The following is a 23,377-nucleotide window of genomic DNA, read 5'->3' as shown; positions in this document are numbered from 1 at the left end:
TCTTATGTCCTCTCTTTTTGACTTCGATTCGTCACTCGATGGATATGGAGCATAAGATATGTTTCTTCATCAATCGTTAGGTCACAGGCGTACTTTTGCTTGATATAGACTCTGATTTTCTGAACACATTCATAAGATGAGGCATACATCAATTTAATTTGTTCGTTTAAATTGACGTCACTTTCATCATAGCTATTTTTAGTCATGACGCGTTGAATGAAATATTGCAGATGAGTCATCAGTCTCATATAATTCAAGGAGCCTTCATCTAATTTGAGTTGAAAATGGTACTGAATGATCGACAAGATATCTCTTAAGCTTTCCATGGAGCGGATCGTTTCGTCTAGATTATTCTTATCCTCTTGCAGATTGACAAAGTGCAATGCAATTGAAACAGCTTCGTCTTCTGGAAATGTCAGTTGGAATTGTTCGTTGATCAAGTTCAATGCATACATGCCAATATCAAAATGCTGTGGATAAAATTTCTTCACTTCCCACGTTAAGGGACTACGGATAAATTGTCCTTTAGCTGCACGTTTCAATGCAAATTCAATATGATCTAGCAAGGTCAAACTGAGATAATCATTTGATTTCTCACCCAACTTTTCTTCTCCGTAAGCAATGATTTGATTCACTAAAGTGATATGACTAGCATCAGAATGGGACAATAAATAACTAAAATGCTCTAGCATATCATTCGAATCTAGAACATAAGTCTTTTCGATTTCATTTTCATAGATTACTTGCCCAACTTTCTTCTTGAATGCCAAGCCTTTAGCATAAACAATAACCTCATTATTTCCTCTGCTCACGATTGCTACATTGTTGTTTAAAATTTGACTTACTTTCACTTGATTTACTCCTTTCCAGAAAAAAAACTCAAATTACCCAGGAAAGGACATTCCTAGGTAATTTGAGTTCTGCCTGCATCATTCAGTAACATACTCTATAAAATGGCTACATCGCCACTAACGTTTTTTTTCTTGTTCTTAGTATAATGCATTTCATTTCAATATGCAACGCTTTCATCGGATTTGTAATGATGATTGATTCCTTATTTTAGGTCCGTACCGTTTGTTTCAATCACTTTTTTATACCAATAGAAAGAATCTTTTCTTGATCGATCTAGCGTTCCTTTTCCTTCATCATCTAAATCAACATAGATAAAACCATAACGCTTCGACATTTCGCTGGTACTTGCACTGACTAAATCAATACAGCCCCATGGCGTATATCCCATTAAATCAACTCCTTCATCGATTGCTTGCTCCATTTGTTCAATGTGGCTTCTTAAATAATCAATTCGGTAGTCGTCATGAATACTGCCGTCAGGCTCAACGACATCTTTAGCTCCTAAACCATTTTCTACGATAAATAATGGTACTTGGTAACGATCATACAATTTATGCAACGTAACTCGAAGTCCAATCGGGTCAATTTGCCATCCCCAGTCACTTGCTTTTAAATATGGGTTTTTCTTAGATCCTAACAAGTTTCCACCAGTGGTATCTCCCTCTTTTTTATGAGAAGCGATACTGCTCATATAATAACTGAAGGACATAAAATCAACGGTTCCCTCACGTAATATTTGATCGTCTTCCGTTTCCTTTTTGATCGTGATATTGTGATCACGGAAGAATTTATTCATATAAGTTGGATAATATCCTCGAATTTGTACATCTGAATAGAATAAGTTCATGTGGTCACTGTTAACACTTTCCATCACATCTAGAGGATTGCACGTTTCCGGATAAGCTTCCATTCTAGCTAACATACAGCCGATTTTTGCATCCGGAATGATTTCATGACAGGCTTTGACCGCTAAAGCACTGGCGATAAATTGATGGTGTGCCGCTTGATATTGCGCTTGAAGCATATTTTTCTCGCCATCAGCTAAAATACCACCACTTAAATAGCCGGTCATTCCAATGATATTGATTTCATTAAACGTCAACCAATAGTTTACTTTATCTTTATAACGATTGAAAAGAACGCGTGCATATCGTTCAAAGGCTTCTATTGTTTTACGACTTTCCCACCCATTTTGCTTAAATGCCAAGCCTAACGGAAACTCATAATGTGAAATCGTTACTAAGGGTTCAATACCATATTTCAAGCATTCATCAAAAACTGCATCATAAAATGCCAAGCCTGCTTCATTAGGTTCTAATTCATCACCATTTGGAAAAATACGCGGCCAAGAAATCGACAAGCGAAACGTTTTAAAACCCATTTCAGCAAATAACGCGATATCTTCTTTATATCTATGATAAAAATCGATTCCGTGACGTTTTGGGTAGACTCCTTCTTTATCATTCATTGCAAATTCAACGTCTGCCTTTGTCGTAGGTCGTAATAATTCTGTCATGCTTATACCGTTTTCTTTAATATAGCGAGCTGTATCTGCAGTTGACCAACCTTTACCGTCTTCTAAAAAAGCACCTTCGAACTGATTGGCTGCAGTTGCGCCACCCCATAAAAAATTTTGTGGAAATCCACTCATATGTTTCCATCCTCTCAGCCATTGATTTAGTGTATAATTGATTTATTACCTTTATCTTAGCATGAGAAACCGTAAAGTTATTTTTTTGTTTTAGAGGTTATTTTCATTATTTTATTTCATTTTCATATTCACGAAAATATCTTACCGCAGAGGAGTTTTTTGATGCTTGATCTTTTTGATTTTCTTCATTATTTAAATACAAACAAACGAGATGCGACATATTCACGGATCATCATTTATCTCTTTACTCATCTTCATGAAATTCGTACATTGACTATCACCGAAATTGCTGAACGCTGTTTTGTTTCACCAGCAACCTTAACACGCTTCTGCCGTCATTTTGGAATTGCGACTTTTGCTTCTTTACGGGAATCACTCGTTTCATTAGGAACGATGAAAAAGCATAGCGGCTTAAGAATGAAAGAGCAAGAATTGACCGACTTAAAAAACGATCCAAAAACTTATCTTGATTCTTATGCAGCAGAAATCATTACAGCTGTAAATGATGTTTTGCAAACGATCGATATTAAACAGGTCGATCAGATTCTGGCAGATATCCACCGCGCAGAGGAAGTTGTGCTTATTGGCTATAGCGCAACATTGGAACTTGCTAAAGATCTCCAAACTTCTTTTCTACTGAGCCAAAAACTAATTTTTGTGGGAGAAACTGAAGAAACCCAGCAAGCCTTTGTTGAAGATCTTAGCGAGAAATCTATCGTGATCGTGATTTCATCTTATGGTTCCTTACTCAATCGAAGTAGTGAATTAATGAGAATGATTAGTGATAGCCCTGCAAAATCAATTCTTTTAACGCAGCATACACAAAATACCTTGACGAATCAGTTCGATCTGTCTATTAATGTGACTACGACCAATTATGTTCGAATCGGTAATTATCCGTTAACTTTTTTTCTAGATTATTTTGTCCGACGGTATGCTAGTTTGTATCAATAATACATTAAATAAAAGGAGTTACTATGGGAATATTTGATTTTTTTAAACAGGAAGAACCTAAAGAGAGCATCAACTTGGATGATGAAGTTGCTAAAATCGTTGCAATTTATGAAACTTATCCTGAATTTCCAGTAATGTCAACAGACCGAAATGTTGACGACTGGCTAAAAATGATTGCTATTGGCACGGCTAAAATCGTTCCTAAAGAAAATATGATCAGAAATGCTGATGGTTTGCTGCCTGGAGAAGTTCTTTTACTTGATTGGCTCACTGAAAAAGATTCTACGACTGCAGTCTTTCCAGATTTTTTTGAACTTGAGTTTGGGATCGACCCTATAACAAATACTGATCGGTTGTTGTTTGCTGATTATCTGGATATTTTGAATGACGCGTCTGTGATTAATTATTGGTCACTATTTCAGCTAAATGAAGTTCTAAAAGAAAACGGATTGATACAATGTGACACCAAAGAACAAGCAATTCAATTATTGAAAAAAGAATTTACAACTGACTATATTATAAATATGGTAGATCCAGGAATTTATATTTTGATGGATAAAGGGCAAGCGATCGTAGAAAAATATGCTGATTTTATTCATGATTACTTGGATACGCCACCAAAATAAAGAGGTTGAGATAAAAGTCGATTAGGTTCGAGCAATTGGAGTAAAAAGCGAACAATACAAAAAATGTATTGTTCGCTTTTTGCGAAATTGCCGAAAAACCTGACTTTTGGCCATCGTTTATTACGTTTTAAAATGCGGAACAAAACTGAGTTTTAGTTTTGTCCCGCACTCTTTATTTTACCTTGTTTTTTCTTGTTCTAACCAATTAATTCCCAAGGTCCCCATTGTTCTGTTCCCGGTACGTTTCCTTGAGTCCACCATTTTGCTTTGTACGTTTTTCCTTGATACGTCACTATATCTCCACCATTATAGGCTTTAGCAGCATCCCATTCTTTGCTTATAGGAGGCGTTGTGCTTTCTTTTGTTTTCACAGCAACTGAGTTACTATCTGCTGAAAGATTCCCGGCTGCATCATAGGCTTTCACAGTGTAATTATAGGCTGTGTTAGGTTTCAAGTTTGCATCTGTGTAAGTTGTTTCAGCAACCGTTCCAACTAATACGCCATCGCGGTATACTTTGTAGCCAGCTAACTTCACATTGTCAGTTGAAGCTGTCCAGTTTAATGCGACGCTAGATTCAGTAATTGCTCCAGCTGCTAGGTTGGCAGGTGTTGATGGTGGTGTTGTATCCGATGGATCTGGATTGACTACGCCACCGCCATAAATTGTTTGTTTGCTGAGTTCTGCTCCATTTTTGGCAATTCGTTGCGTTAGTGAAATACTACTGATTCGATTTACGTCAACCGCTGTGGCACTTGATTTTAATCTAAATGTATAACTTGTTCCTTGTGGAATTTGTTGTGCATCGTAAACGGATGATAAATCTACGACCACATTTCCATTTTCTACTGTTACAGTCCCAGCTTTATAATCTCCCGCAGTCAATGTTTCTGCTGCATTAATCGGAATGTATAGTTTAGGTAATTTCACTGTTTCAAAAGCTGCTTCTACTGCTTTTAAGACATCACTTGTTTCGTTTGAAGTCTCATTATTTTTTACAGTGATTTCATATCCAGCACCATTTTCATTGTATGGCGTGATTGTTGCTTTGACATTTAAATCAGCATAAACGGTTTTATTCCCTGGAAGTACAGCCGTACCGAATAGACCTGTTTTAATGGCTTTTGTTAATTCATCACGTTTTGTTGTATCGGTCGCTTTATCTTGTGACTGCATCCAAGAAATCACGCCGCCTAATTGGTTATTTTTCACATATTCTGCTTTATAGCCAATCGAACGAGGATTGTCATACGTGTAAAATTCTCCTGTTTTTTGATTGTACATATATGGAGCTTTGGCTACATCATCCCAATACTCTTTTAAATCAGGAGATTTTATTTTAAGATCGGCAATGTTGCGATATGGCCAAACACCGCCTGCACGACCACCATCACCTGACTTCAATGGATTTTTATTGTTAGCACCATAGGTTGGCGATAAGTCTGCATCTTTATTATTTTTTTCTGCTGCTTGGAATAAACCAGGATGCGCAGCATCTGTTCCAGCCGCTACTTTATTCCAACCACGTGTATAAAAAGCTGCTCCAATTACGATTTTACTTGCTGGGGCGCCGTTTGTTTGTAAGTATTTGACTGTTTGATCGACAGAAAAACCATTTGCATAATTAGGATCTGCAGGATTACCGTAAAGTGCGCTGTGATGAGCACTATTTGGTGTCCAAGCGCCATTCATATCATAGGTCATTACATTGGCAAAATCGACTACTTTAAACAATTGTGCCACATCTACACCATTTTTCAAGGTATTTTGTGCAGCTGGCAATGCAACGGAAAGTTCATAGGTTTTTCCTAACTCTTTCCCTTGTTTATCGATAGCAGAACGAATGTCTTGTAGTAGCGTGATAAAATTTTGTTTATCTTCTGGTTTTGCATGAGGTGTTCCTTCGTCATTGGTATTATCAACTTTGTCTGGTTCACGAACAGACGCAGGATACTCCCAATCTAAGTCAACAAAATCCATATTAGTATACTTGATAAACTTAGCGATATTGCTGACAAAAGTTGCACGTACAGCTGGATTGGCAGCTACATCAGAAAAATCTCCTGATTTAGACCAGCCACCAATTGAAATACCGATTTTTAAATTAGGATTTTTTGCACGAATGTCTTGGATTGCATTTAAAACACCTGCACTAGCACTATTCCACTGAACGCCTTCTTGTCCAACGGGAGCTCCAACTGCGGCATCTTTATCAGTAAACTTCAAATTGCCACTACTGTCAAAATCTAAAAAAGCATAGTTTAAATGAGTCAACTGATCTGCAGGAATATCTTTTGGATAAAAGTTATCCTCCCCTCCCCATATCGACCAATCCCCATAGTACATGACATTGCGGTATTGAGACGGTTCTGCAGCTTCTACAGTCTTAGTGGGTACTAATACAGATAAGGATAAAACCAAACTTGAAACAACAAGTACCAAAACAGATAAAACGTTCATATTTTTTCTAAACACTTTTTTCAAACTTTCCACCTCGTTTTAAGTTTTTTTTACGCTATTTAAACATCCACATTTGACTCTGCTTCCTTCACTTAAAAGAAGGAAACTTTTTTAGAACTACACCTCCCGCTATTCGTTTCATTTCCCTTATAATAATATAACAATTAGATTGCAAACGCTAACAATATACTCTTTCAAGCGATATTTTTTTATTATTTCAAAAATATTAATTGAAGTAACAAAAAGTGTGGACCACGCTAAGAATCAGCCCACTCCACACACTCTATTCAAACAAGAAAAAATACAACTGTGCCCTTATCTCTTCTTGTACTTTTTTATTTGTTTTCTATTTTAATAAATGGCAATGAACCATCGGTAAAAATTTCGTCTCCACCACCGTTACGTCCATGATAACTCGTAGTAAAATGTGCGACTAATTCAATTGAGACTGATTGCTCTGAACGTTCAAGCGACTCTAAAACAAAGTCTCGTTCTTGGTCTACATCAGAATTGATTTTATGAGTGATTTGTCCTGTAAAAAGCGAAAAACCAACTTTTTTATCATAAGTTGCAGCCCCTAACCAATCCGCTTTTCTTCCACCAGGTAAATACCAGTTTTTTGGCGTTTTCCAAAAACGAACATGATGTCTTCTTCTGGGATTATTTTCTATCTCTCGTTCAAATGCTAGATCTTGCTTTTTATTAAAAAGAAATAATGAACTTACCGGAGCTTTAGGGTAGGACTTAGCAAGAACACTAGCAACAATCATTCGTAAGCTTGATTTTAGTGTTAATGGTTCTGCCTTCATCCAACCTGATTTTATAAAAAGTTCCTCCAGTTCATCTTCTGTTCCAATAAATGCAAGATTGATTGGATCACCAAGCAGACCATCACTTGTTCTAGCGCGACCTATAAAATAATCTGGTAAATAGCGTCCTGTCATTAATTTATTAATAAAAGGAAGGATCAAATAGGAACTAAACAACCAAAAAAAGATATAAAGGAAGATATGGATTTTTCTTGTTAAAATTTCGGATAATAATGACTTATAAACTAAATAACCAATAATGGTAATAAAGATAAACCTAACCAACCTAAACGCACTATTTCGTACAGTCTGCTTCTTCATTTAGCTCCTCCCATTTTCTTCTGGATCATAAGGAGCATACTGACTATAATTATCCAACTCACCTTCAAACACCTTATTGGCAAAGCTACTATATGCTCCTAGTCCCATTGTACTAAGATCTGCAGTCGTTTCCGCCATATTATTTACAATTTTTGCTTGATATTCCCTTGCAGTGATCACAGCTCCAGTTTTGAGATTCTTATAAAATTTCGGCATATTCCTTCATCCTTTCTTAGATCAAGTGCATTTAATTAAATTATACTCACTTCTGAGATAAAGTCGCCTAATACCTTCTCCATTGCAAAAAAAGTCTAGGATATGACTCTTTGAGTCATATCCTAGACTTTTGATGTTTGGTTACCACATTATTTTCTAAACGTTGATGTGAACATCTTCAGTTAAAAAAAGTTAATCTATTAATAATGGTTTGCTTAATACCAACCATTCGCCATCCAGAAAGCTTGTGCTGCTTCCCATGATCCATAACGTCCTGCTACATAGCTATCTGCTACTCGTTCTTGGTTGGCTTCAGAATAGTCACCATTTAAATAAGAGGCATCTAGTTGATATCGACCAATATACTTACCATTAGTTGCTGCATAAGAACCGCTAGATTCTTTTTGTGCGATCCATTCTTTTGCAGAAGAACTGTCTGCTGCTACTGTTGGAGCAGGTGCTGCTTCTGTAACTGGAGTTGGAGTTTGTTGTACTGCCTCTACAGTTGGTGTTTCAGCTTCTTGTTGAGTCGGTGCTTGAGCTGCTTCTTCAGCTGTACGAATTACTAATTCTTCTCCTTCAAAGATCATATTTATATTAGAAATATTATTATCTTTTGCAATTAGATCGATCAAGCTATTGTCTCCATTAAATTGATGAGAGATAGTAGATAATGTATCTCCTGATTTTACTGTATATAAGCTATCAGCGTGTGCGTCAGTCGTTCCCATAAAAATGCCAAATCCTGCAGTCAAAGTTGTTGCTAATAAAATCGTTTTAAGTGATTTCATGTTGTTTCTCCTTTGTAAAAAATATTTTCGTCGTTTGTTTATCGACTTTGCATACTTTAACATCTAAAAATATTTCATAGGTGAAGATCCAGTAACAATTCGTTACGAGTATTTTCATTACGTAACAGCTTGTAAAATACAATCAAAAAAACACTTGTTCGCACTGAGTTTGTCTCTATCTTGTCGAATGTAAAAAATCATGTTTTTTTCTGAAATTCTACTCTTCTTTAGTTCAATAACGATTGTCATATTACAAAATTCTAGAATTATTACAAGGTTTTGGCTAAAAACTTTTATTAATTATCACTTTTCTTCCATCAATTTTACGTCTTTAAGAAATTAAATCAGACTAAAATCGACACTTTGTCCTCTTTTATTCATACAAAAAAGCAGAAACATCTCTAGCTTAGCTAGCGTTTCTGCTTTCTATTAATGATCATCCATTAAAATCTTTCTGTTCGATTACTGATTCTAATAGTCTATTTTCAGTTTGAATAATATCAAAAAATGCACTAATTTTCTCTAATTGTTCATAATCGATTTGATATAATTTTACTCTAGGTTTAAAAAATAGGAAGCCTTGACGAATTTTTACGCGTTCGTTAATCAAATGACATTGCTCCATCATTGATTGTAAATCCATCTCTGATACACTATTTTTTATTTTTTCAACACGGGCTCGTTCATAAACCCATTGATCTTTTGTTACAGTCATTCTTTCAGTAATCGTGACCAACTGTCGATTCAAGCGCCATGATTGTTCAATAAACTTCGCTTTTTTGTACAAATCATCATACTGGATCAAATCAATTCGAACAGGCTTATACCAGTCTTCCTCGTCAATTGAAGTTTTTTGATGTTTTTTGAATCTTTTTAATCCACTAACGAGTAAACTATTTTCTATGGCGAGCAGCTCGTACTCCAATTTTTCTTTTGCTACCCGCACGCGTTCCTTTGACGCCTTTTCTCGCTTTAAACTTTCTTTTAAGAAAAGTACTTCACTCTCATCTGAACGAACAAGCGCAGTTAGCTCACTTTCATTATCTGGCTCAATTTCAATTCTTTCCTCTTCCCCAGATTCATCCTTCTCCAAAAACATTGAATCTACGTCCAACGGAGGTTCAACATTTTCTTCTATTGAAACTTCTACTGGAAAACTAAGCGTTTCACCAGTTAATGGAATATTTTCTTCTTCTTGGAAAATAGAAAGGAGTTTTGCTTGTAAAATACTACTAACAGACTCACTTTTTGAATAGCCCATCTGTTCTAGGCTAGCTGAAACAATAAACTGAATCGGTTCTTCTTCAGAATTAAAAGAAACAGGAATCAATTCACAGAAATATGTACTAAAAATCCCATCGACTTCTTCCACTATTTTTGTCCAAACAAATTGTGGGAAAAGTTCTTCCAACTCTTCCAATAAAACATCCCAATTTAATTGAGTTTGAAAAAACTGAATTTCCACATGTTTTTTAATAGGCGAAGAAATAACTTTTCGGGAAAGTTCATCATTTTCCCGAAAAGTAAGAAAATCTCCTGTTGAGCGTTCATAGAGTGTTTCACATGCCTCAACGATTTCTTCTGTGTTGTCTTTTTGATAGAGAACGGTTCCCACAGTGAATGGAATTGCCTGTTGATGAAAAAAAACATCGAAATAATCATTCATTATACCGTTCTCCTTTCTTTTTTATGATTGAAGATCATAAACTGGCGCTAAGATAAGCTGCTGTCCTTCAGTCAAAAAGTACTGATCTAGATCGTTCCACTCTTTTAACGACCACACTGAAATGCCTGTTTTCTTGGAAATACTCGCTAAAGTATCACCTTTTTTCACTTCATATGTTTCTTTTGTTTTTTTGCGTGTTGCACTAACTTGATAATCTTTTGTTTCCTTTTTGGTTACTGCTTCACTTGTTTGAGTTGTCGATTTTGTTTCTTTTTTAGCTTTCGCTTCTTTAGTTGTTGTAGCTTTTGTTTCTTTTTTAGCAGCAGATTGTGTGGTTTCTTGACCTGTGAATGCATTAGATAATTTTTGAACCATATCTAATGAACGGTCTACTGCATCTTCTTTTACAACAGTGGTAACTTTTTCTTCTTGTTTAGGAACACTTAATTTTTGACCGATGAATAACATTCGTCGATCTAATTGGTTCTTCTCTAAAATAGCTAACGTCGAAATATCATATAACTCACTGATTGATTTTAATGATTCACCTTTTTTCACGATGTGTGTAAGATATTCAATATTTTGATCTTTTTGATCATTTTTCTTCTCTAGCTTATCAAAAGAAGTATTCAGTGTGATTTTTTTAGCTTTTTTCGTTTTCTTTTTATCTTTTAAGGTATCATATTGCGTTAAATTATACGCATCTATTAGACCATTCAATTTTGAATTGTAGCTAGTATCCGTTGCATAACGTCCTGTTAGAAACTTCGTCGCATCTTTATATGATTTTGTGTTTGTTTTCCACGTACCACTATAAAAACCGCTGCTAGCGTCTGTTCCACCTCTAAGAAGTTTCACATAATCGCCAAGAGATTCTTTGTATGAGGGATACTTTCTAAAATTAGAACGAATCGTAAACATACTGCCAGATCCATTATCTTCACTAGTCAAAAAGTTAGCACTAGCTCCTTCATAGCTACCTTTGATACCAAATAAATTATAATTTGGCGCAGAGGCTAGTGCACTGTTTCCAGAAGCACTTTCTAAAATTGCTTGCGCAATCATCACTGATGCGTATAAATTATTCTCACCAGCAATTGAGCGAGCATCCTCCCCAATGACCTTAACAAAGCTTTTCGTTGTTAGATTAGGGCTGATATGGAACACCTGATCTGATCCACCAGTATTGCTACCTGTTGTTGTTCCAACAGTAGAGCCAACGTTTGGCCTACTTGGTTGCGGAGCTGTGACACTTGGTTGTTGGATTGGACCTTGCACTGGTGGTGCTGGATTACTTGGTGCAGGTTTTGGTTCATTCGGTTTTGGCTTTGGTTTACTCGGTTTTGGCTTACTTGGTTTTGGTTTATCAGGTTTCGGTTTCGGCTTTGACGGAGTTGTTGTTGAACTCGTCGTACTTGTGCTTGTGCTACTTGTACTACTTGATGTTGATGTATCAGATGTACTTGTTGTATCGTTTGTGCTAGATGTCGAACTAGTATCATCTGATGAACTCGTCGAATCACTACTGGTCTCGTCTGTCGACTCTTCAGTCGAAGAAGTCGTACTATTTTCGGTAGAAGAACTAGTTTCTATTCCTTCAACTGTACTTTCTGTCGTCTCATGTTCCTTAGTTGAAGATAAAATTGCTACATCTTCATGTTCTTCGGAACCTGAAGTTGCTTGATTATCAATTTCTTTAGCAACAATGGGTTGAACATCGGTAACAGAAAGGACAGCACTTGAAGTAAGTAACCCTACACTTAATAATCGTAACTTTTTACTGTTTAGATTTCTTTTTTTCATTCTGTGTCCTCTCTTTCTTATTGATATGGATCTTCTTTTACCAAGTTGATGATTTGATTGAATGCTTGTTCTGATTCTTCCTTAACATCCTTGATACGTTTATAGTAGTTTTGGTATTCTTGTTCGGCACGTTCTAAACGTTTTAAGACACTGGCTTTTTTCTTTGTTTCTTCATTGATAAGTTGTGCTCTTTGGTTTGCTTGATTCACAATTTCTTTAGCTTGTCTCTTAGCATCTAGTAAAACTTCACCAATATCTTCTTTAGACAATTGTTGATCGACATCGATCGTTTTTTGCGCTAATTGACGTTTTGTCGCTTCTAACTCTTGACGGACCTTAGCCAATTCCTCGTAAGCACCTGTATCTGTTGGCGTATCTGATGCCATGATCACAATACGATCTTCTGAAAGTTTATCGATTTCTTCTTGTTTCGCTAATAACTCTTGCTCATATTGCCTAATTTTATTTGCAAAACGCTCTGCTTTCTTGCGATTTAAATCAGTTTCATCGATTTGACGATTACTTTCACGTAATAAACTATTATATTTACTTCTTACTTGCTCTAGTTCTGCCATACGAGCATCGTAGTCTTTTGGCACAGCTTGTACCATCGACAACTCGTTTTCTAACGATTCATTTGTTTGACGTGCTGCTTCAACTTCATTTTGTAATTGAGAATTTTCTCTTTTACTCTTACGCAACTCAGCTTTTAATTCCCGAAGTTCACTTTGAAGCTGTTCATTTTCTTCTTGAAGTTCTTCTAGCTCATCATCATCAATGACCACATTGACTGGCGGTCTCTTTTTCTTTGGTTGAGCTTTTTTAGGCGGTGGCGTTTGTTTTTGTTTTTTCTTTTTCAGTGAGAATAATGGACGGGCATCTTCATCGTCGTCTTCATCGTCATCATAATCTTCATCATCGTCGTCATAGTCGTCGTCATCATAATCTTCATCGTCGTCATAATCATCGTCATCTTCATCATCATAATCGTCGTCGTCATAATCGTCGTCATCTTCATCATCATAATCGTCGTCATCATAATCTTCATCGTCTTCGTCATAATCATCGTAATCTTCATCATCATAATCGTCGTCATCATATTCATCGTAATCTTCGTATTTTTTTCTTTTTTTACCTTTGCCAAAAATTTTTAGCATATGCTCACTTCCTTCTAATATAAATGGGACTATCTCTTTGATTATTTTTAACGTACTAATTTTAAATACTAAGTAAATTATGTGAATTGTCTATTATGTAACTATAGTGACAAGTTGCGGTAATCTTTTTATTCGTAAAAATAATCAGCTTCACTTCTAATGTGTACTGTTTCTAGCAGCTACAGTACATCATACTTTTGAGTCATCATGTTCAACACAAGTTAGTTATTATTTTATTTGATAAAAAAAGATGTTAACCTCCTTGCAAAAACGTGCCTACCTCTTTCTATTTTATCAGATAAAGACTAAACAAACAAACCGATTTAGTGGATTATTTTCATTTTCGCAAAATGCAAATCCTATTCTCTTATAATTTCAAAATAAACAAATCCACTCCTGTCAATATATATGTTTTTTTATTATAAAATTCTAAAAAAAAGAACTTGTTAATTTCAAAATTATATATATGATCGAAAAATTATACATTTTATTCATATATTGAATCGTCTTTCCATTTGTTCGGAAAAAAATTGATTTCCACATTCCTATATCCACAAAATCTTTATATAGCTGACTTACACTTCTTAAAAAAAGGGTTAAAACGTACACAAAAAGAAGTGCTCTCTGATAAAATAAGAAACCACTTCTTTTCAAAATGAAATTTTCAAATTTCAAAATCAATATTATCTTAAAAAATGAAAATTATATTTCATTGTTTATTTGTTATTAAATTAATTTTAATTAAGCATTACCCGTAACTATGTTTTTTGGTCCTTCACTATTTTTTCATAAAAAATACTCATTTTTTTCACATTTTCCCGATTTAACCTATTATATTCTCACTATAAAACAATTTTTAGAATTAAACAAATTTTCATCCTGCTAATCTTTTGATGGAATCAACAAACGTAAGCCATTCAAAATAACAAGTAACGTGCTGCCTTCATGAGCTATAACTCCAACTGTGATATCCATTTTCCCAAGAATATTCAAAGTAATCAATAGAACTACAATAAACATAGAAAAGATAATATTTTGCCAAACGACCCGATCTAATCGTTTAGAAATTTTATGGGCATAACTGAATTTTGTTAAATCATTTTGCATCAGTACTGCATCTGCTACATCAATAGCGATATCCGTACCATCTCCCATTGCCACACCAATATCGGCTGTTACTAATGCAGGAGCATCGTTGACTCCGTCACCTAACATAGCTACACTACCGAAACGAGCTTGCTGATCTTTGATGATTGCAGCCTTATTTTCTGGCAAGACATTTCCAACCACCTCATCGATCCCAATTTGACGACCAACTGCCTGACCTGTTAATTCTGCATCGCCAGTAATCATTGTTGTGTGAATCCCTTGTGATTTAAGATACTGAATCACTGTTTTAGCATTTTCATTTGGTACATCCATCATGGCAATCAAACCGATCACTTCATTATTTTTCGCAAAATAAACCACGGTTTTACCTTCTTTAGCGTACTGCTCATTATGAGCAGTGATTTGGGTGTTTACTCGATCAAAAATTTCTGGTTTACCGATTTGATACGTATCACCACGATATTCTGCTATTAGTCCTTTTCCAATTTCATTTTCGACTGTCAAAGTCAATTCCGTTTCTGCTTTGAACTTATCCAGAATTGCATTGGCTAATGGGTGATTCGCTGTTTTTTCCATTGCAACGATTAGATCGATACATGCTTGTTCCGTTAATTGTGCTGTCTCCGTCAAGAAATAAAAATCAGTAACAGATGGCTTGCCTTTGGTCAATGTTCCAGTTTTATCAAAAGCAACTGATTTAATTGTAGCTAGATTTGCTAAGTACGAACCACCTTTAAATAAAACTCCTCTTTTCGCTAAATTTGAAATACCTGATAATGTTGCTGGAACAGCACTTGCTGCAAGTGCACACGGTGATGCTGAAATTAAAAATACCATACCACGATAAAAACTTACATTCCATGACCAGTTAAATAGAAATGGACTTGCTAGTATAAAAATCGGTACTAAAATCAAGACGATCGTTACATAATAAGGTTCTAGTTTTTGAATCTTCGTTGCAGTTTTCGATAAATTGGATTGTGATTGGTTGACTAGTTGAAGAATTTTAGCAAAAACTGTATCACTACTATCCTTCGTAACTTCCATGGTAAAAGTACCGCTACCGTTGATAGTACTACCAAACACTTCATCACCAACCGTTTTTTCTCTAGGTATACTTTCACCATTAATAGAAGATTCGTCAATTGATGTTCGCCCAGATAAAATGATCCCATCTGTGGCAATTTGATCGCCATTTAATACTTGTAGTTTGTCACCAATCTTTAATGTAGCAACCTCAACTGTCTTCACACTACCATCAGCTTGGATCAAACGCGCTTCTGTTGGATTCATTTTAAGTAAATTCGTGATTTCTCTTTTACTGCGGCCTTCTGCGTATTCTTCAAGAAAATGTGCTGCAGCAAAAATAATAATCAGCAAAGCTCCTTCTTCATAATTCCCAATGATCGTTGCACCAAAAGCGGCTAGTGTCATCAAAATGTGGACATTTGGCACAAATTTCCTTTGCTCTTTCGATTCATTGATCGTATCAACAATACCTTCTATGATAATGTGATATCCAGATAGTAACATTGCGCTTATAAAAAGAATATTCTGTAATAGCGAGCCTTCATTGATGAAAAATGCAACGATAAAAATAGCTAAACCTGAAAAAAATAAAATGACTGGAGATTTCCCGTGATCATGACTATGTCCATGTTCGCTTTCATGCTTATGATCATGGCCTTTTCCAGTTGAACAATTGTGTTCATGTGCTTTTGTTGTTTCCATTTTATTCGTCCTCCTTTTGATTGTTTTCTGAAAAGATACATCTTCTTTTCAAATGAACATCCATTCATATATCTTATATCCATAATACATGAACGAGTATTCATGTGTCAAGCGAAAACTGCATTTTATTTGCATAAAAAAAGCTAGAGCCAAATCTTTTACGATTTACACTCTAGCTTCTAGCTTATTTTTCTTCTACTTGGATATATTTAAAACTATATGGTGACCCAAAGCTATGTTTTACCACACCTTTAACTTTTTTCTTTTGCAATAATGCTGTTTGTTGCTGATAAATTGGCGCGATTGTGTAATCTTCTGCCAATAGCAAATGTTCTGCCTGTAGTAAATCCGACCATCTTTTTTCTTCATTTGCTGCGTCTGTAAGAGAAGCAGCTTCAATTAGTTGATCGTATGCAGAATTTTTATAATTGACATGATTTAAGCCAGAAGTTGAAGCGAACATATCTAAAAATGTAATAGCATCTTTAAAGTCCGGCATCCATTGACCAAAAGCAATGTCATAATCACCTGATAAATAGCGCTCTTGTAAATTATTACTTGGTAATGTAGTCAGCTCAAATTTGATTCCAGGCAACACTTCGGCAATTTGGCTAGCTAAATATTCTGCTGTCTTTTTCTCTGTATCTGTATCCTTCGTTAAATAAACCAAGGTGATCTCATCTTTACTCAACTCTTTTTTGGCTTCCGTATAAGCCTTTTGTGCTTCTACTTTATCAAATGTTTGTTGTACGCCATTTTCTTTACGGAAATCTTCTCCGGTTTTAGGATTTTGAACAAAATTTTGAGGGACAAAACCTGTAGCTGCAATTGAACCGTCTCCTAAGACATTTTTTACAAAGGTCTCACGGTCGATTGCTAAAGAGATTGCTTTTCGGAGGTTGGTATTTTCCAATAGCTTTCCTTGACCTTGATTAAAGCGTAGATACCCCATTTTTGTATCATTTTGATTTTGAAAATCCGGATCATTCTTATATTGTTTAGAAAATTCTCCATCTAAAACAACTCGGTCAAGTTCATCTGTCTGATATAAATTAACAGCTGTGCTCGTTGATTTCACAACAGTTGTTTGGATTTCATCGACCTTTACATTCTTTTGATCCCAATACTTCGGATTTTTGACATACTTCCAAGTATCAGAATTTTGTTCCCAACCTTCTAAAATAAACGCTCCATTATAAAGCGTTGATTTTGCCGAAGTGCCATAATTACTCCCCTGTTTTTCAGCAAAAGCTTGATTGATTGGGAAAAAGGTTTCAAAAGTTAGTAAAGAAGTAAAATATGGAATCGGCTTGATAAGATGAATCACTAATGTATGCTCATCTGGTGCTTCTACTCCGAGTTGTTCTGGTTTCATTTTCCCTTGATAAATGGCGTCTGCATTTTTTATAGAAGAAACAAATAAACTAGCATATGACGGTGCAGTTTCTGGTGTGACTGCTCGTCTCCAAGCATAAAGGAAATCATCTGCTATGACAGGTTCTCCATTCGACCATTTTGCATCCTCTCTTAAAGAAATCGTATAGGTTTGCTTGTCTTCACTGATTTCTGGTAATTCTTTAGCTACCGCAGGTATGGCTTCATCTTTTTCATTTAATTGGTAAAGTCCTTCAAGAACTTGATTTTGTGCGTTGAAACTGGTAAAGTCTTCTTCTTGTGTGGTATCTAGCGTTAATAGTTCTGCTGGTTCTGTGAAATGAACGATCGCTTTTTTTACTTCATTCGACTCTTTTTTTCCAGCTGAATTGCAACCGGTCACAAAAAATAACAGTGCCAGCGCACTAATTGCGAAAAACTTTTTCATCTTCTTCCTCCTTGTGTCATAATCAATGATCAACTAAACAAAAATCACCTGTTCAACTACAGCTATTTCAGGATCTAATGATTGCATGACTGGACAGTTTTTCCCAATCAATTTCAGCGCTCGTTCTGCTTTTCCTTGTTCTTCTTCTGAAACACGGAGCGAAAAAGTAATGACAACACGACTTAGCGGTTTCGCTGGCTTATTTTCTGCTCGGTCATAAGAAATCTCTACCTTATTGATTGTAAAATCGACATGAGAATTGCTTAATATTTTTTCATACACATAAGCCCCACATGCACCAATGGACGCGACTAGCATTTCAACAGGAGAAAAACCAATCTCTTTTTTTAGTACCCAGTTACCACTTTGATGGACTAATTCAAATCCCTTTTCACTTGGAATCAATTCCATTTTTTACACTCCTCTGTTTCTCTATTTTTATAGCGTTTTCTTTATCTTACTATGATAGTACAAATTCCAGCAAACTTATAATAGTTAATTAGCAGGTATGATAACAAAAAGCTATCAATAAAAAAACTTCCCTCATTCACTTGGAATTTAGGAAGCTAATTATCAGTATAGATTTTTCTTTAATTGATTATCTTTTTGGTTCTTATCTTGAATAATAGAATCAATATAGTCTTTTAAAAATTTACTGTTGTCCGCAATGATCTGATAGCCTGGCTCTGCTTTGATTTTTTCTACTTCTTCATCTGAAATAAAATCATTCCCTGAAAAGAAGCGATAATTTACTTGCCCCACAAATTCAGACGCTATGTCCAACTTTTTACTATCAGATAGGCCTGCGTCGGTCAACTGAGTGTAGCCTAATCTTTTCCCATCTTCGATAAAAAGTTCCTTGATGTACTCTGGATAATTTTCTACTTGTGGAATTTTGTGGGTATTTTCTTGTTTTTGATAGTCAAATGAATTTCCATTTAATGTCACCACACCATATCCTTGAGGTGCAATCGAAAAAGAGCTAGAGACGATTTCAGTTAACGGATGATCATTGACCGTTTCTGTCATGATATCTTGAGCATGGATATGACCTGAAAATACAATTGGGACTTGATAATCAGCTAAAACTTTCTTGAATTCTTCTGCATTATTAAGAACAAATCCATTGGATAATAGTTCATTATGCGCAAAGATGTTATGATGCAGAAAAACCACTGTTTTTTTCTTTTCTTCTTTTGCTTTTTTTAATTGTTTTTTGACCCATTTCATGGTCTTACCCCGAATCGTCCCACCTGTTGTCGGGCTTGTTTGAGGTTGACTATCTTCAGGGTAAATATTGGAATCAAGGAACAGAAAGTTGTACCGTTGATTGACTGATACTGAGTAACTTAACGAACTTTTATCATAACTTGTTGCATTTTGATACCCAAAATCGGCAAATATTTTTTTAAAGTCAGCTATCGAAATTACTTCAGTTTTTTCTTGCTGGTCACCGACAAATTTTCTAGCCCAACCATCATTAATATCATGATTTCCAGGGATTACAAAAACGTTGATTCCTTTGTCGGTCAATTGTTTCAGTAGTTCTGCAAGTTTTTCCGCACTGACTTTTTCCCCATTCAAAGTTAAATCACCTGTAATGATCAACATCTCTGGCTTTTGCTTGATTGCTTTATCGATAAAAGCTTGCCAGCTCTCTTTTTGGAAATCTAGCTCTTTTCCAGCCGCTGTTTGTTTGATTTTTTTAAATGCAATACCTGAATCAGTTAGGCTTTTATCAATGTAATGAGGATCACTGACTACCCAAAATTCAATTGCTTCTTTTTTAAATAAAGTTTCTTCTTTCTGTTCTTTATCTCGGCCAAAGTAAATCGTTACACCTAACACAATGATTATACTCAGTAACACAAATCCTATCTTTTTTCTCATTTCGTCATTCCCCATTCTCTTTTGTTCCCTTCTATTTTATGCTTTTTTGCACAAAAAAGCTCTCACTGTTTTTATTTTACTAAAATCCAGTGAGAGAACCTTCTATATTATTGTTTATATTTCTGCTCCGTTTGTTTGGATCAAATGCTTGTACCAATCGAAGGAATCTTTTTTGATCCGTCTCAATGAGCCATTTCCTTGATTATCACGATCGACATAAATGAAACCATAGCGTTTACGCATTTCTCCAGTCGTAAATGAAATAGGATCGATACAGCCCCAAACCGTGTAGCCGATAACATCTACACCATCTATCTCAATCGCTTTTTTCATCTCTTTGATATGCTGGCTAAGAAAATCGATTCTTTCTACATCGTGGACTTTCTCTTCTACTAATGTGTCTGCATAGCCAAAACCATTTTCTACAATAAAGATTGGCCGTTCATAGCGATTACTTAACAGATTTAGATAATGACGTAAGCCGGCAGGATCGATCGACCAGCCCCATTCTGTCATACTGACATAAGGATTTTCCACAAGGGAACTATCGCCAAGTAAGTCATCGTCTAAGCGAACTGCTTCTGGTCGTGTTGAGATTGTATTGCTTAAATAGTAGCTGATACCGATATAATCTACTGTGCCAGCTTTTAGTAACTGTAAATCTTCCTCCGTAATATCCAGATCATAGCCCTTTCTTTCCCATTCTTTGACTGCCCAACGAGGATAGTTTCCTCTTACTTGAACATCTGTGAAAAATAATTGTTTCTCATCTTCTTGTTGGGCTGCTATGATATCACTTGGATCACTTGTCAGCGGATAATTCGGTGTGGCCGCCAACATACAGCCAATTTGAAAATCAGGATTGATTTTTTTCCCTTCAGCAACTGTGATAGAACTGGCCACAAATTGATAATGTGCTGCTTGATACATTGTCTTTAATTTGTCTTCATCTGCTTGATAAAGGATACCTGAATTGGTAAATGAATAAATTGGATTTTCTAAGATTCGTTGATTATTGATTTCATTAAAAGTCATCCAATACTTTACTTTACCTTTATAACGCTCCATCACAGTTACAGCAAATTTAGTGAAGAAACCAATCAACTCACGACTACGCCAACCACCATAATGTTTAACCAAATGATACGGCATTTCAAAATGGGACAATGTGATCACAGGCTCGATTCCATATTTCAATAATTCATCAAACAAATTATCGTAAAAAGCAAGACCTGCTTCATTCGGTTCTTGCTCGTCACCCTTTGGAAAAATTCTAGTCCAAGCGATACTAGTTCTTAAGCATTTAAACCCCATCTCGGCAAATAACTTAATATCTTCTTGATAATGTCCGTAAAAATCAATGGCTTCATGGTTAGGATAAAATTTTCCCTCTATAATACCGTCTGTAATTTCTCTAGCATGATCTTTTGAGCCAGAAGTCATCACGTCCGCAATACTTACGCCTTTTCCACCTTGAGTAAAACCGCCTTCTACTTGATGGGCGGCTACTGCGCCACCCCATAAAAAATCATTTCTCATTTATGTGCTTCCTCCAAACCTGTTCCTACAACGAATAGTTTCGTTGCGGGAGTAACTGATTCACTTGTATTGATGATATTCATTGTATCCATACTTGGGCCATCTGTTAAAATCACTGGTGATGTCATCGCATAGCCTTCTTGTTCGATTTTTTCACGATCAAAGACTAGTAATGTTTGACCACGTGTGATCGTATCACCCATTTCAACTTTTGTTTCAAAATGTTCGCCATTTAAATTAACGGTGTTGATACCGATATGGATCAATAGTTCACTACCGCCCTTTGATTTCAATCCAATCGCATGTTTTGACGGGAAAATCGCGACAACGGTTCCGTCAAATGGGGCTACAACTTTATTATCTGATGGGATGATCGCAACACCTTTACCAGCAATTTCGCTAGAAAAAACATCATCATCAACCTCCTTTAAAGGAATTACCGTACCTTCAAGCGGTGCGTACACAATCGTTTCAGTTGTACTTGCAGCTGGGATTGGTCTTTCATCAGTTGTTTCTTGAAAATCATCTTCACCTTGATCTGTTTCAGGTAAAAAATCAGTCATTTCATCGTCTTTAACACCAAAGAAATACGTCAATACAGCTCCTGCAATCAAAGCAGAACCAACGCCAATAAAGTATCCTAATTTTGGTGTATAAACTGGTATAGAGAAAATGTTATGGAATACATAAGCATTCATCGTAACACCTGTCACACCACAAATTGCTCCACCAATGGCGCCAGAAATTGCTACGATTGGCAATAAACGTTTGTATCTTAAAATCAAGCCATAAACGATTGGTTCTGTTACCCCTGCAAATAAACCAGTTAAGGCTAAAGGACCAGCTAAAGCTTTCATTTTTGAATGTTTTTTAGATTTTAGATAGAAACCAATCGCGATCCCAATTTGAGCAAATACTGCTGCAACGGCCATTCCTTCGATTGGGTCGCCGCCCATCACAGTCAAGTTTTCAAGTGTGATAGGAGAAAAGCCCCAATGCAGACCAAACATTACCATAAACGGCATTCCGCCACCTAAAACGATTCCTGAAAGTAAGGCACTTTTACCGATCAACCACATGACACCTTGTGATAATGCATCCCCAATAACCGTTCCAAATGGGCCAAACAGCAAAGCCGTTAGTGGAACCATGATCATCAAACTAAACATTGGTACTGCAAATAATTGCAAGTCTCTAAAAATAATTTTGCGTAAAATTTTATCCACGAATGAATAAATAAAAATTGCGACAAAAATCGGGAAAATCGTCGTTGCATAATCAACAACGTTTAAATTGATTCCAAGGAAATCAAGTTTTTCCTGACCAATCATACCCGTGAATGATGGTTCCAGCAAGGCCGCACCGATCACACCACCAACATACATATTCCCACCAATTTTTTTCGTTAAGGTAATCCCTAAGAAAACAGGTAAGAAGTAAAAGATCGCATTACTTGCTGCACTTAGTACCATATAAGTTGAACTAGTATCCGCCAATAATTTCATTTCAACTAAAATCGTTAAAACAGCTTTGATCATTCCAGAACCTGCCATCGCTGGAATCAGTGGTGAGAAAGCACCAGAAATCACTTCAAATACATAATTAAAACTTAGCTTTTTCTCAGTCTTAGGTGCATCTTCGTTTAAATCAGCGAGTGATTGGATTGCCGCATAATAATCTGGTACTTTACTGCCGATCACCACTTGATATTGCCCACCACTGTTGACCACTGACATGACATAAGGAAGTTTTTCTAAGGATTCTTTATCTGCTTTTTTTGTATTTTTCAAACTAAATCTTAAACGTGTGGCACAGTGAACTAAACTGTTGATGTTCGATTTACCACCGACAAGTTCGATGATTTTTTTACTCTCTTCTTCATAACGCATGATGATAGTTCCTCTCTTTGATTCATTTTTTTATAAAAAAAGTGACCTAAGAAACACTTAGAAACTAAGTGTTTTTCTTAGGTCACGCCTG

17 protein-coding genes are annotated in these 23,377 nt (G+C 35.8%); 2 read left to right on the top strand and 15 right to left on the bottom strand.

Features of this window, described 5'->3' with window-relative positions; translation table 11 throughout:
• Positions 1-2 precede the first annotated feature (2 nt).
• A complete protein-coding gene (locus A5821_RS14380) occupies positions 3-851 on the bottom strand; it encodes a PRD domain-containing protein (protein ID WP_086315407.1) in 849 nt (282 codons plus the stop codon).
• 203 nt (positions 852-1,054) lie between these two features.
• Complete coding sequence (locus A5821_RS14375) at positions 1,055-2,503, bottom strand: glycoside hydrolase family 1 protein (protein ID WP_086315406.1); 1,449 nt, start codon at positions 2,501-2,503, stop codon at positions 1,055-1,057.
• Between the two features lie 162 nt (positions 2,504-2,665).
• On the opposite strand from A5821_RS14375, the gene A5821_RS14370 reads away from it, so the two are divergent.
• Both A5821_RS14370 and A5821_RS14365 read left to right on the top strand, forming a co-directional pair.
• The gene (locus A5821_RS14370; protein WP_086315405.1) at positions 2,666-3,457 is read left to right on the top strand and encodes a MurR/RpiR family transcriptional regulator; all 792 of its coding nucleotides are present in this window, start codon (positions 2,666-2,668) and stop codon (positions 3,455-3,457) included.
• 23 nt (positions 3,458-3,480) lie between these two features.
• On the top strand, positions 3,481-4,083 hold the full coding sequence (locus A5821_RS14365) for a hypothetical protein (RefSeq protein WP_086315404.1): 603 nt from the start codon (positions 3,481-3,483) through the stop codon (positions 4,081-4,083).
• Positions 4,084-4,280: 197 nt separating this feature from the next.
• Here A5821_RS14365 and A5821_RS14360 read toward each other — a convergent pair whose 3' ends face one another.
• From A5821_RS14360 to A5821_RS14300, 13 genes are all read right to left on the bottom strand, one after another.
• Positions 4,281-6,566 carry a glycosyl hydrolase family 18 protein gene (locus A5821_RS14360; RefSeq protein ID WP_086315403.1) on the bottom strand — a complete coding sequence of 762 codons (2,286 nt, stop codon included), beginning with the start codon at positions 6,564-6,566 and terminating at the stop codon, positions 4,281-4,283.
• A 311-nt stretch (positions 6,567-6,877) separates the two neighbouring features.
• Entirely contained in the window at positions 6,878-7,672 is a 795-nt protein-coding gene (locus A5821_RS14355; RefSeq protein WP_086315402.1) for an LssY C-terminal domain-containing protein, read from the bottom strand.
• Entirely contained in the window at positions 7,673-7,888 is a 216-nt protein-coding gene (locus A5821_RS14350; protein WP_086315401.1) for a hypothetical protein, read from the bottom strand.
• Positions 7,889-8,103: 215 nt separating this feature from the next.
• Positions 8,104-8,679 carry a LysM peptidoglycan-binding domain-containing protein gene (locus A5821_RS14345; protein ID WP_086315400.1) on the bottom strand — a complete coding sequence of 192 codons (576 nt, stop codon included), beginning with the start codon at positions 8,677-8,679 and terminating at the stop codon, positions 8,104-8,106.
• 436 nt (positions 8,680-9,115) lie between these two features.
• A complete protein-coding gene (locus A5821_RS14340) occupies positions 9,116-10,345 on the bottom strand; it encodes a hypothetical protein (protein WP_086315399.1) in 1,230 nt (409 codons plus the stop codon).
• 21 nt (positions 10,346-10,366) lie between these two features.
• Positions 10,367-12,148: a glucosaminidase domain-containing protein gene (locus tag A5821_RS14335; protein ID WP_086315398.1), complete on the bottom strand. Its 1,782-nt coding sequence runs from the start codon at positions 12,146-12,148 to the stop codon at positions 10,367-10,369.
• A gap of 17 nt (positions 12,149-12,165) precedes the next feature.
• Positions 12,166-13,305, bottom strand: coding sequence for a hypothetical protein (locus A5821_RS14330; protein WP_086315397.1), 1,140 nt, complete (start codon positions 13,303-13,305; stop codon positions 12,166-12,168).
• An 882-nt stretch (positions 13,306-14,187) separates the two neighbouring features.
• A complete protein-coding gene (locus tag A5821_RS14325) occupies positions 14,188-16,146 on the bottom strand; it encodes a heavy metal translocating P-type ATPase (protein WP_086315396.1) in 1,959 nt (652 codons plus the stop codon).
• Between the two features lie 184 nt (positions 16,147-16,330).
• A complete protein-coding gene (locus A5821_RS14320) occupies positions 16,331-17,968 on the bottom strand; it encodes a peptide ABC transporter substrate-binding protein (RefSeq protein ID WP_086315395.1) in 1,638 nt (545 codons plus the stop codon).
• 33 nt (positions 17,969-18,001) lie between these two features.
• Positions 18,002-18,379, bottom strand: coding sequence for an OsmC family protein (locus A5821_RS14315; protein ID WP_086315394.1), 378 nt, complete (start codon positions 18,377-18,379; stop codon positions 18,002-18,004).
• 162 nt (positions 18,380-18,541) lie between these two features.
• Complete coding sequence (locus A5821_RS14310) at positions 18,542-19,858, bottom strand: metallophosphoesterase (RefSeq protein ID WP_086315715.1); 1,317 nt, start codon at positions 19,856-19,858, stop codon at positions 18,542-18,544.
• Positions 19,859-19,972: 114 nt separating this feature from the next.
• The gene (locus A5821_RS14305) at positions 19,973-21,397 is read right to left on the bottom strand and encodes a 6-phospho-beta-glucosidase (protein ID WP_086315393.1); all 1,425 of its coding nucleotides are present in this window, start codon (positions 21,395-21,397) and stop codon (positions 19,973-19,975) included.
• A complete protein-coding gene (locus A5821_RS14300; RefSeq protein ID WP_086315392.1) occupies positions 21,394-23,286 on the bottom strand; it encodes a beta-glucoside-specific PTS transporter subunit IIABC in 1,893 nt (630 codons plus the stop codon). The genes A5821_RS14305 and A5821_RS14300 overlap by 4 nt, the downstream gene beginning before the upstream one ends.
• Positions 23,287-23,377: the final 91 nt, after the last annotated feature.

This window comes from Enterococcus sp. 7F3_DIV0205, from assembly GCF_002141365.2.
Taxonomy (GTDB): domain Bacteria; phylum Bacillota; class Bacilli; order Lactobacillales; family Enterococcaceae; genus Enterococcus_L; species Enterococcus_L palustris.
This window is presented reverse-complemented; position numbering and strand designations above follow the sequence as displayed.